The sequence below is a fragment of the Streptococcus parasanguinis genome, from assembly GCF_001578955.1.
GTDB lineage: Bacteria > Bacillota > Bacilli > Lactobacillales > Streptococcaceae > Streptococcus > Streptococcus parasanguinis_U.
Window position 1 is genome coordinate 160,569 of the sequence record NZ_KQ969690.1, and the last position, 11,406, is coordinate 171,974.

10 protein-coding genes are annotated in these 11,406 nt (G+C 41.3%); 9 read left to right on the plus strand and 1 reads right to left on the minus strand.

What is annotated here, in order from left to right:
- Positions 1-1,139 (minus strand): HAD-IC family P-type ATPase (locus tag SPADD19_RS12570; protein ID WP_241496470.1); only part of this gene is annotated, 1,139 nt, incomplete at its 3' end.
- 175 nt (positions 1,140-1,314) lie between these two features.
- Here SPADD19_RS12570 and SPADD19_RS04605 point away from each other — a divergent pair.
- The 9 genes from SPADD19_RS04605 (at position 1,315) to SPADD19_RS04645 (ending at position 11,150) form a co-directional block, all read left to right on the plus strand.
- The gene (locus tag SPADD19_RS04605) at positions 1,315-2,061 is read left to right on the plus strand and encodes a lysophospholipid acyltransferase family protein (protein WP_061455357.1); all 747 of its coding nucleotides are present in this window, start codon (positions 1,315-1,317) and stop codon (positions 2,059-2,061) included.
- 66 nt (positions 2,062-2,127) lie between these two features.
- Positions 2,128-2,796: a helix-hairpin-helix domain-containing protein gene (locus SPADD19_RS04610; RefSeq protein ID WP_061455358.1), complete on the plus strand. Its 669-nt coding sequence runs from the start codon at positions 2,128-2,130 to the stop codon at positions 2,794-2,796.
- Complete coding sequence (locus SPADD19_RS04615) at positions 2,777-5,023, plus strand: DNA internalization-related competence protein ComEC/Rec2 (protein ID WP_061455359.1); 2,247 nt, start codon at positions 2,777-2,779, stop codon at positions 5,021-5,023. Before SPADD19_RS04610 ends, SPADD19_RS04615 begins: the two co-directional genes overlap by 20 nt.
- 75 nt (positions 5,024-5,098) lie before the next feature.
- Positions 5,099-5,701: a DUF805 domain-containing protein gene (locus tag SPADD19_RS04620; protein WP_061455360.1), complete on the plus strand. Its 603-nt coding sequence runs from the start codon at positions 5,099-5,101 to the stop codon at positions 5,699-5,701.
- A 23-nt stretch (positions 5,702-5,724) separates the two neighbouring features.
- On the plus strand, positions 5,725-6,759 hold the full coding sequence (gene holA, locus SPADD19_RS04625; RefSeq protein WP_061455361.1) for a DNA polymerase III subunit delta: 1,035 nt from the start codon (positions 5,725-5,727) through the stop codon (positions 6,757-6,759).
- Between the two features lie 87 nt (positions 6,760-6,846).
- Positions 6,847-7,452 (plus strand): superoxide dismutase SodA, encoded by a 606-nt coding sequence (sodA, locus tag SPADD19_RS04630; RefSeq protein ID WP_061455362.1) that lies wholly within the window; start codon positions 6,847-6,849, stop codon positions 7,450-7,452.
- Positions 7,453-7,662: 210 nt separating this feature from the next.
- Complete coding sequence (locus SPADD19_RS04635) at positions 7,663-9,135, plus strand: helicase HerA-like domain-containing protein (RefSeq protein WP_061455363.1); 1,473 nt, start codon at positions 7,663-7,665, stop codon at positions 9,133-9,135.
- 98 nt (positions 9,136-9,233) lie between these two features.
- Positions 9,234-10,301, plus strand: coding sequence for a serine hydrolase (locus SPADD19_RS04640; RefSeq protein WP_061455364.1), 1,068 nt, complete (start codon positions 9,234-9,236; stop codon positions 10,299-10,301).
- A gap of 159 nt (positions 10,302-10,460) precedes the next feature.
- Positions 10,461-11,150, plus strand: a complete 690-nt coding sequence (locus SPADD19_RS04645; RefSeq protein ID WP_061455365.1) for a Crp/Fnr family transcriptional regulator — start codon at positions 10,461-10,463, stop codon at positions 11,148-11,150.
- Positions 11,151-11,406: the final 256 nt, after the last annotated feature.

The window sequence follows — 11,406 nt, forward strand, 5'->3', positions numbered from 1 at the left end:
CCAAGGTTGGATAGGTGCATGGCTCCCCATTTCCGATCACTTGAGAAAGGAATAATGTTTTCCGCAGTATAAGCATGCTCCAACTCCCCATAAGCCTTGCGAATAGCTTGAGCAGTAGGATTGGTGTCCTCGCTATATTGCATGTAAGCAGAGAGGATGACCTGGATCGTTTGTTCAGAAAAATGATCAGATAAACTATGGAGAGCTTCGACTGTCATCTTCCCTTGGGTGATGGTACCGGTCTTATCAAGACACAAGGTATCCACACGCGCCAGGGTTTCTACTGAGTACATTTCTTGGACAAGAACCTTGCGCATACCGAGCTTAATAACTGCCGTCAAAAGAGACGTAACCGTCAGTAGGGCAATTCCTTTTGGCAACATTCCCAAGAGAGCTGTGGAAGAATTCACGACAGAATCCTTGATTGGCAGCATCTTGATCAACAATGCTTCAAAGAAGAGGGCAAGGCCAAATGGAATGATAATTTTACCAGTGAAGCTTGAAATTTTCGCTAAGTTATAAAGAATACGCGAATTGATAGGTTTCAAGGTCTTGGCTTCCATCATCAGTTTGTTGGCATAGTTGTTTGCTCCAACTCGCTTGACACGGGCATAGACTTGACCACTGGCAATATAACTACCAGAAAGCAGTTCATCACCAACTTCTTTTAAGACCAGATCACTCTCACCAGTCAGCATAGCCTCATTGGCTTCAGCGATACCAGACATGACTTCGGCATCACTAGGGATCTGCTCACCCGAAGACAAGAGCATTAAATCACCTAGAACAAGCTTTTCTGGTGGAATCGCATCTTTTTCCCCGTCACGAATGACAGTCACTAGCTCACGACTCATGAGATTAAGTTTATCAATCATCCGCTTGGCGCGCATCTCGGTCATGATCCCTGTGATGGCATTGAAGCAAATGACTGCGAAAAAGATCATATTGCTCCAGGCCTGTACAGCAGCTAAGGCCACAGCAATCACAAAGTTTAAGGTATTAAACAAGGTGAAGACGTTGCGCTTGATAATTTGCCAGGTACTGGTATTTGTATTCGTTGTAAAATCATTGGTTTGTCCGCGATCCATTTTCTTACGGACTTCACTGAGGGACAAGCCCTTTAAATCAATAGTTTCCATAGACAATATGATATCATTTTTTTGAGAAAAAGACTATCTAGAATCGGTCCGCTGAGACAATTTTTATCTAAAAAAGGTTTGCGGTCAAAATCAGGATACGGTATAATAAGAAAGAATGTTTTACATGATTGAATATCTTGTAGAGAGACAAATGAAATGGATTTGAGGAACAACTATGTTTTATACCTATCTACGTGGCCTTGTTGCCTTTATTCTTTGGGTCTTAAATGGGAATGCCCATTACCATCATATGGACAATATTCCAGATCGGAAAGAGAACTACATCTTGGTATCCCCTCACCGAACTTGGTGGGATCCAGTCTATATGGCCTTTGCAACCAAGCCAAAACAATTTATCTTTATGGCTAAAAAAGAACTCTTCACCAATCGTATTTTTGGCTGGTGGATTCGCATGTGTGGGGCTTTTCCGATCGACCGTGAAAATCCGGGAGCAGAAGCCATTAAGTATCCTATCAATATGCTGAAAAAGAGCAACCGTTCCTTGATTATGTTCCCAAGTGGAAGCCGTCATTCTCAAGACGTCAAAGGCGGTGTTGCCATCATTGCCAAAATGGCTAAGGTCCGTATCATGCCAGTGACTTATACTGGTCCAAGAGATTTGAAAGGGCTGGCAACGGGTGAACGCATTGATATGAACTTTGGACATCCCATTGATATTTCGGATATTAAAAAGATGAATGACGAAGGAGTGGTAGAAGTTGCCCGCCGTATCCAAGAGGAGTTTGACCGCTTAGATGCTGAAGCACAAGCGATCAACACCCCAACAAAACCTTCTCTCTTGATTCGTTTGTTAAAAATCCTTTTGATTCCCCTTGCCTTAGTCGTAGGCATCTTGACCTTGCTCTTTAGTTACCTAGCAAGCTTTGTATGGGATCCAGATAAACATCGGAAAAACAAGTAAAAAAATTGAGAGTTTTTCTCAGTTTTTTTTATTTTTACGAATAATAAAAGTGAGAGGAGGTTTCTTATGGAGGATATCATCGAAAAAATCAAAGAATATAAGCTCTTTTTAGCTCTTACTGCTATTGGACTCTTACTTGGTGGGTATTTTCTTTTCCATCGACCTCAGTCAAGTGCATCCACCATACCGGATATTTATCAAGCTTCTAGTTCAACTTCGAGCAAAGAAAAGGTGCAGACCACTAGTTCCAAAGAAGAAAAGACGGTTACTTCAGTGTCTGATGCACCCGAGATCATTACGGTCGATGTCAAAGGAGCTGTCAAACAACCAGGTGTCTATGAGCTACGCTCAAATAGCAGAGTCCACGATGCCATTCATAAGGCGGGTGGGATGACAGCAGATGCCAATAGCCAATCGGTCAACTTGGCGCAAAAACTCTCTGATGAAGCAGTGATCTATGTTGCCAAAGAAGGGGAAGATGTTCCAGCGCTTGGAAGTTCAGAAAGTTCCGCAACTTCGTCAGCATCAGCAGAAAAAACAGGCAAGGTCCATTTGAATCGAGCGACAGAGACTGAGCTTCAAACGGTATCGGGAATTGGTCAGAAACGAGCCCAGGATATTATCGCTTATCGCGACGCAAATGGCCCTTTTCGATCAGTGGATGATCTAAAAAATGTTTCAGGAATCGGAGAGAAAACACTGGAGAAACTAAGAGATGCTTTCACGGTGGATTAAAGACCTTCCTTTTTCGCTTGTCCATCTCGCCTTTTTACTCCTATGGTTGTATTTTAGTGTCTATCAACCATCTTGGCTTTCAATCAGCGGTCTAGTAGTAGTGGGAATTTTAGCGGTTCATCACTATAAAGGGGATCGCTCAAGTTTGCTAGGTCTTGCTTTAGCAACCCTTTGTTTTGCGGCCTTCTTTGTCTTTCAGCGAATACAGGATCATCCAGTACAAGTAGAAAGTCAGCCCCCATCCCACTTACGCCTGATTCCAGATACTATCAAGATCAATGGGGACGCCCTGTCTTTTCGTGCTAAAAATCAAGGAAGGACCTACCAAGTCTTCTACACTTTAAAATCAGAAAAAGAAAAACAGCATTGGCAAAGTCAAACTCACTTGCTGGAGTTGACATATAAAGGTGTTATAGAAGAGCCAGAAGGGCAACGAAATTTTAGAGGATTTGACTACCGGTCTTATTTGCAGACTCAGGGGATTCACTATCAAATAAAAATTGAAGCGATCCAATCCGCTCTTCCCATCCAGACGTGGAATGTTTTTGACTGGCTATCTCAATGGAGGCGCCAAGCAATTGTTTGGAGCAAGGAGCACTTTCCGCAGCCAATGAACCAGTATATGACCGGCCTTCTTTTTGGCTATTTAGATACGGATTTTGAAGAGATGGACCAGCTTTACACGAGTTTAGGAATCATCCATTTATTCGCCTTATCGGGGATGCAGGTCGGCTTTTTCATCAATGGGATCCGGAAAGCTCTCTTACGTCTAGGAATCTTGCAAGAGACAGTCGATATCTGGATGGTTCCAATTTCTTTGGTGTATGCTGGCTTGACAGGTTTTTCAGTTTCAGTGGTTCGCAGTCTCTTGCAGAAGCTTCTCTCTCAAAAGAGCATCCGAGGGATGGAGAATATGGCGATGACCTTGATGCTCTTAATGCTGCTCATGCCCAAGTTTCTCCTGACAGCTGGAGGGGTTTTGAGTTGTGCCTACGCCTTTATTTTGACCTTGGTAGATACCAGTTCTTATTCAGGACTTAAAAAGCTACTAGTGGAAAGTTTCTGGATTAGCCTGGGAATTTTGCCCCTTTTGACCTATTACTTTAGTGTCTTTCAACCGTGGTCACTCCCTTTAACCTTCCTCTTTTCTTTCTTATTTGACCTTGTCCTTCTTCCAGGTTTAACGGTGCTATTTATCTTATCGATTCTAAAGCCCCTTACAATTTTTAACAGTTTCTTTCTTCTCATAGAGGAGTGTATTCGTTGGATTTCAAAGCTCACGTCGCTACCTTTGGTATTTGGTCAGCCGACGGGACCAGCTCTGATTGCTCTCTTCCTTCTTTTAGGAATCTTGTATGATCTTCGAAAGCAAAAAAAACGTCGTTTCCTGTTAATAGGCATGATTCTACTCATCTTTTGTTGGACCAAGCATCCTTTAGAAAATGAGATTACCATGGTGGATATCGGTCAAGGAGACAGTATCTTTTTACGCGATTGGAAAGGAAGAACCATATTGATTGATGTCGGAGGACGTGTCACTTTTAAAAGTGGAGAAAAGTGGCAAGAGCGCAGTCAATCTGCCAATGCGGATCAAACCCTGATTCCCTATCTCAAGAGTCGAGGTGTTGGAAAACTCGATGCTTTGGTCTTGACTCATACAGACCAGGACCATATGGGCGATATGTTAGAGGTTGCAAGACAAATCCCGGTTAAAAAAGTGTATGTCAGTCCAGGAAGTCTAACCAGTTCGAAATTTCAAGAGAAATTGAAACAGCTTCATAGTCCGATTAAAGTAGTCCAGAGAGGGGATTGTCTTCCTATTTTTGATCATGATCTAGAAGTCTTATCCCCTGATGAAGTGGGGGATGGTAAAAATGATGATTCGATTGTCCTCTATGGGCAGTTCTATCAGAAACGATTTTTGTTCACGGGTGATCTGGAAGAAGCTGGAGAGAAAAAACTTTTGGAAAACTATCCACAATTACAAGTGGATGTCTTGAAAGTAGGCCACCACGGTTCTAAAGGTTCCTCTAGTGATGTGTTTTTGGATCAGGTACATCCTCAATTGGCCTTGATTTCTGTTGGCAAGAAAAATCGCTACCAGCATCCCCATAAAGAATTACTCGATCGATTAGAGGAACGATCTATTTCTTATCTTCGTACCGATGAAAGAGGAGCGATTCGCTTGATTGGATGGGACCATTGGAGGGTGGAAACGGTCCGCTAGAGACGAGGAGAGGTTTGCTTTCTATGCTGAAAATTGCTATTATAGAAGGTGAAATCAATGTAAAGGTAGAATCGTATGAACGCATTTAAGCAATTTTGGATACAGTATGCAGATTTTTCAAGTAAGACCAGTCGAGCTCATTTTTGGCTAGCTTTTTTCTGGAATTTCCTGATTTCTTTGCCTCTTTGGGTTTTTTACGTAGTGACTTCTTTATCCCATCAAAATGCTCAAGAAACGCTCAATTTTTCAACTGTTCATTCTAAGACAGGTTTATGGGCGCTCGCTTTCTTAGCATTCTTTTACTTCCTCATTTTGGTACCCAGTCAAGCCATTTGTGTGCGTCGCTTGCGGGATGCTGGAATCCATTGGTCTTGGATCTTTTTGAACCTTGGTCCGGTTCTGCTCTATTTGTTGACGGGGCTAGATATTTTCCTATTTCTCTGGGTGATCACAGTTATTTCCCTCTTGATTCTCATGATGCTTCCAGGGAAAAACACCTTCCCACAATCAATGGAAACTCCTATGGGAGTGGCTTCTGAACCACAAGTTACAGCGACAGGGGGGAGCTTTGGAGGCAACTCGTTTGAGCGGATTCCTAATTTTGTAGCAGCACCTGATTTGTCCGACGAAAAACCACCATTGGAACAAAAAATGGCTGCTGAACACGAAATACACTAAACTGATAAAGATAAGAGAGTTTCATGCAAGCAATTACCGACACTAAACATCTGACGGTTCAAACTCTGCCTCCTCTTCTTGTCTTGACAGGAGAGGATGTAGGTCAATTTGAATGGTTAAAAAAAGATATTTTAAATAAAATAGGCTATGATCCTTCAGATTTGAATTATTCTTATTTTGATATGAAGGAAGCCTCCTATGATGAGGTCGAGCTGGATTTGGTCAGTCTTCCCTTTTTTGCAGATGAAAAAATCGTGATTTTGGATCACTTATTGGATGTGACCACTGCCAAAAAACGCAATTTAACAGATGAAGATCTAAAGCAATTTGAAAACTATCTGGAAAATCCTTCTGAATCGACCCGTTTGGTGATATTTGCAGAAGGAAAATTAGATAGTAAGCGCCGCTTGGTCAAACTCCTAAAACGGGATGCCCAAATCATTGAAGCGACAACGCCTAAAGAGCAAGAGGTAAAACGTTATTTTGCAAGTCAGGCCCAAGAATTGGGCTTGCAGTTTGAGGGCGATTCCTTGGACCAGCTACTCTTAAAATCTGGCTATGATTTTGGAGAGTTACAGAAGAATATCGCTCTACTGCAGGCTTATAAAGAAGATGGTCAGATTACCCTCGAAGATATCGAGGAGGTTGTTCCAAAGTCCTTGCAAGATAATATTTTTGATCTGACACAAATGATTCTCAAACGCCAAATCGATCAAGCCCGGAATTTGGTGAAGGATCTCCGCTTACAAGGAGAAGATGAGATAAAATTGATCGCTATTCTGTTGGGGCAATTCCGAATGTTTTCTCAAGTTAAAATTTTCTCAGAAGAAGGCCAATCCGAAAGCCAAATTGTAGCGAGCTTGTCGGAGTTGTCAGGACGCAAGGTCAATCCTTACCAGGTGAAGTTTGCCTTACGGGATAGCCGCAGGCTTTCCCTGTCCTTTTTGAAGCAGGCTATGATGACTTTCATCGAGACGGATTTTGCGATTAAAAGTGGAACATATGAAAAAGACTACTTATTTGATTTGGCCCTGTTGAAAGTAGCGAATAGCGTCTAAATACGAATGAATCGCAAGCAGATTAGTTGAATAATTTAGCTGTTTGCGTTATCATCAAGTCAGTAATAAAGAAAAGAGGACCATAAAATGGCTATCATTTTACCAGAATTACCATATGCTTATGATGCATTGGAACCTTATATCGATGAAGAAACCATGCATTTGCACCATGATAAACACCATCAAACATATGTAAACAATGTTAATGCAGCTCTTGAAAAACATCCTGAAATTGGAGAAGACCTTGAAAGCTTGTTAGCTAATGTTGAATCCATTCCAGCTGACATTCGCCAAGCTGTGATCAACAATGGTGGTGGTCATTTGAACCACGCTCTTTTCTGGGAATTGATGACTCCAGAACAAACAGCTCCTTCAGCAGAACTTGCTGCAGCTATTGATGCCACATTTGGTTCATTTGAAGACTTCAAAGCAGCCTTCACAGCAGCAGCAACGACACGTTTTGGTTCTGGCTGGGCATGGTTGGTTGTCAACAAAGAAGGTAAACTTGAAGTCACTTCAACAGCAAACCAAGATACACCAATCTCTGAAGGAAAAACACCAATCCTTGGTTTGGATGTTTGGGAACATGCTTACTACGTGAAATACCGTAACGTACGTCCTGACTACATTAAAGCTTTCTTCTCAGTGATCAACTGGAATAAAGTTAATGACTTGTTTGCAGCAGCAAAATAATAAAATAAAGGAATCTATAAGAGCGACAATTGGCTCTTATAGATTTTTTTGTTTGTATCCGGAAAATCGGAGTATAATTTCTTGCGTTTAGACAGGAAAATGATACACTAGTAGGAGTGTGTCTTACTTATCAGAAGCCCAGTTTGAAGGGCCTAGGCAAGGAAAAGATGACCGTTAAAATGAAAACTGAAACATTCAGGGAGAAACGAAATGACTAGTATTACCATTACCAAAGGAGCAGTTGAGACGCCTATCTATTTACGGATGTTGAATCGTCATGGCTTGATTGCAGGAGCAACAGGGACAGGGAAAACAGTTACCCTCAAGGTCCTCACAGAAAAATTAAGCAAAGAGGGCATTCCGGTCTTTCTAGCTGATATCAAGGGAGATTTATCTGGTTTAGCCAAAGCGGGGCAATGGACTCCAAAACTGGAAGAACGCTACAAACTGCTTGGTCTCACAGATCCGTTTGAGCCGCAAGCCTTCCCTGTTCGATTGTGGGATGTCTTTGGCCAAGCTGGTCATCCTGTTCGTGCGACTGTCGAAGGAATGGGGTCATTGCTTCTTTCTCGTCTACTTGATTTGAATGAAACTCAATCAGGAATTCTTGCAATTGTCTTTAAAGTGGCTCAAGAGAAAGATTGGCCCTTGCTTGATTTGAAGGACCTGCAAAGCCTTTTAAAGGAAGTCTATGAACACAGCTCAGACTATTCTGCCCAATATGGTAATATCACCAAACAATCTGTCGGTGCGATCCAAAGAAGCCTCTTGGTTCTTGAAGAAGAAGGAGCGGATCAGTTTTTCGGAGAGCCTGCACTTGATTTAAATGACTTTATGCAACTCGATGCATCAGGGCGTGGGTATATCAATATTCTTTCGGCTACAAAGCTCTTTCATTCACCAAAATTGTATTCAACCTTTTTAATTTGGATGTTGTCTCGTCTCTTTGAAACACTTCCCGAGGTTGGGGATCCCGAAAAGCCAAAACTGGTTTTCTTCTTTGATGAAGCCCATCTCCTCTTTAAGGATGCAAGCAAGCTCTTTCTTGAGAAGGTCGAGCAAGTCGTGCGCCTGATTCGTTCTAAGGGTGTAGGGATTTACTTTATTACCCAAAATCCTCAAGATCTACCAGAATCTGTTTTGGCACAGCTTGGAAATCGTGTACAACATGCTCTTCGAGCTTATACACCAAAAGAAATGAAGGCCATCAAGGTGGCTGCCCAAAGTTTTCGTCCGAATCCAGACTTTGATACAGAAACAGTGATCACAGAATTAGGGACAGGGGAAGCCTTGGTTTCTTTCCTGAATGAGAAGGGGCAACCTAGTGTGGTTGAGCGTGCTTATATTCTCTCTCCTCAATCGAGTTTTGACCTCTTAAATGAAAGTGAACAATTGGCCTTAATCACGACATCGCCTTTCCATCAAAAGTATGCGACGACGATTGATCGGGAATCTGCCTATGAAAAATTAGCAGCTAAAGCAAGCAAGGAAGCACAAGAAGAGGAGAAAAAAGAAGCAGAAAAAGAACGTGCTACGGCGGAAAAAGCAGAGCAAAAGCGCAGTCCAGGTCGCCCAAGAAAATCCAGTCTTGAAAAAGCTAAGGATTCCTTCTTGAGTTCCTTATTCCGGACGATTGCGCGTGAGATCGCTAAGCTAATTATGGGCTCCTTTAAACGAAAATAAGCCTTTGATGAAAAGAAATAAACTTTTTAAAAAGAAATCGTTTTCTATTTCTGATAATTCTTGTTATTTTCAGTAGAATCTTTTATAATTAATCTCGTATGAAAAAATATTTTAATCTACGCTCGATCATGATTGCGATCAGTATTCTATTGTGCTTAGTGGGAACAAGCGCACTGGGCTACTTGCATATTACGCAACCAACAGCATCAGCAATTGAAAAAAAAGCAAAGAAAACAAAAGAAGCAAAAGAACAAGATATCGAAAAGTCTACCCCTGAGACGAAAAAACCGCGTGTCAAATCTCCTGAAGCTAAGCAAGCAGTAGTAGATGCAGACATGGAAACGATGAGCGCTTATGGCCTTGTCTATGATTATGCTAATAAAGGTTTGGTAGAGGTTGTCCAGGATTTCCTAGCAGAAAGTGGAATTGATCCGTCACAAGTTGCCTTCACGTATCGCAATGCCATTACAGGAGAGCAATTTGCCATGAATGATCTTCAACCAATGACGGCAGGTAGTACCTATAAGCTACCGTTGAACATGTTGGTGGTGGATGAAGTCGCAAAGGGCAAACTCAATTTAACATACCGGTTTGACATTACCAATACTTACTATGAATATGTAGGAGAGCATGACAATTACGTTGCTGCCTTTGATGGAGCCATGTCTATTCCTGATATGCAGCGCTATTCATTGGTTTACTCTGAAAACACCCCAGCCTATGCTTTGGCAGATCGTTTAGGGGGGATGGAGCAAGCGCGTAAGTTGTTCAGTCGCTATGGTCAATCTCGTTCACCAGAGGTTAAAACCTTTAGCGAAGATAATAAAACGACAACGGATTATTACATCCATGTCTTGGAATATCTTTGGAATCATCAAGAAAAATATGCGGATTTACTAGAACTGATCGGGGAGTCTTTCCCAGGTGAGTACTATAAAAAATTCTTGCCAGATTTGGTGATTCAACAAAAACCAGGATATGTTGCTGAAGCACTTAATGTGGATGCGATTGTCCGTGAATCGACTCCTTATTTGGTTGCTATCTACACTGCAGGACTTGGAGGGACGACTCCAGAAAGTTCTGAAATCAGTGGCGTTGGTCTTTATCAATTGGGACAATTGGCTTATGTTATCAATGAATGGCATCGTGTCAATATGAATGAATAATCGACAGAAGGTCTGAGGGTTGCTCAGGCCTTTTATTCTATCAAAGTAGGATGAAATTCACTTGGTGTTTCGAATTACTTTTCTGTTCTAAAGAGACTTCTTTCCCTTTTCTATAAAAAGTATGTTATACTAATAATAGTAATAAGAGGAAGTATAGACATGATTACAAAGGAAGATTACCAGTTGCTTCGCTTGCATCCTGCATTTTCTGCGTTGCCAGTGGAGCTTTTTGATAAATTAGCTGTTGAAATTCATGCCAGGGATATCCCTAAAGGACAAATTTTATTTTATGCAGGAGATAGGCGGGAGCGCATTTTTCTTCTGACAAAAGGCTTTGCTCGTATTGAGCAATTTGATTCGTCTGACCAATTCTCCTATATGGATTATATTAAGAAGGGGGCTCTGTTCCCTTATGGTGGGATGTTCCAGGATGAGCGTTACCACTATACAGCTAGTGCGGTGACGGATTTGCGTTGTTTCGTGATTCCCGTCAACCTCTATGAATTATATGCCCAAGAGAGTAAGGAGCAGTTGCTCTTTATTATGAGAAAGCTCTCCTCCATCCTAGAATTTCAAGAGTTGCGCTTGCGCAATGTCGTGACAGCTAGTGCCAGTGAGCGCGTGATTCAATCCTTAGCCATTCTGTGCAAGGACTATGAAGGTCTAGGAAATCAGCTTCCATTTCCAATTAGTATGAAGGAAATGGCCAAATTAGCAGCCACAACTAGAGAAACCGTCAATCAAGTTTTAAAGAAACTCATCGATTCTCATAAGATCCAGTATGAGAGAAAACAACTAACTTTTCTAGATACAGCCTACTTTTTAAAAAGTTTTGAAGAGATCAACTAATTCGTTGATCTTTTTTTTATTTTTTACAAAAAAATATATATTCATAAAAATAATATAAAAGGCAAAATATGCAAAGAAAACGCTTCATATTAACTAAAAAATAGGAAGGATTCAAAAAAAGCCAAATTCTTTGCATTCAAAAAGTAGAATCCTTTGTGAAAGCGGTACCAATAAAGAATATAATAACAATTGTAATAAGCTTGTGAACAAGCTCAAAGAAAAAAGGAGGACTATAGATGTCTACACACCCAATTCA

Coding starts and splice junctions, on each gene's coding strand:
- SPADD19_RS04645 (WP_061455365.1), top strand. CDS start 10,461: ATGATTACAAAGGAAGATTACCAGTTGCTTCGCTTGCATCCTGCATTT.
- holA (WP_061455361.1), top strand. CDS start 5,725: ATGCAAGCAATTACCGACACTAAACATCTGACGGTTCAAACTCTGCCT.
- SPADD19_RS04615 (WP_061455359.1), top strand. CDS start 2,777: ATGCTTTCACGGTGGATTAAAGACCTTCCTTTTTCGCTTGTCCATCTC.
- SPADD19_RS04640 (WP_061455364.1), top strand. CDS start 9,234: ATGAAAAAATATTTTAATCTACGCTCGATCATGATTGCGATCAGTATT.
- SPADD19_RS04635 (WP_061455363.1), top strand. CDS start 7,663: ATGACTAGTATTACCATTACCAAAGGAGCAGTTGAGACGCCTATCTAT.
- SPADD19_RS04605 (WP_061455357.1), top strand. CDS start 1,315: ATGTTTTATACCTATCTACGTGGCCTTGTTGCCTTTATTCTTTGGGTC.
- SPADD19_RS04620 (WP_061455360.1), top strand. CDS start 5,099: ATGAACGCATTTAAGCAATTTTGGATACAGTATGCAGATTTTTCAAGT.
- SPADD19_RS04610 (WP_061455358.1), top strand. CDS start 2,128: ATGGAGGATATCATCGAAAAAATCAAAGAATATAAGCTCTTTTTAGCT.
- sodA (WP_061455362.1), top strand. CDS start 6,847: ATGGCTATCATTTTACCAGAATTACCATATGCTTATGATGCATTGGAA.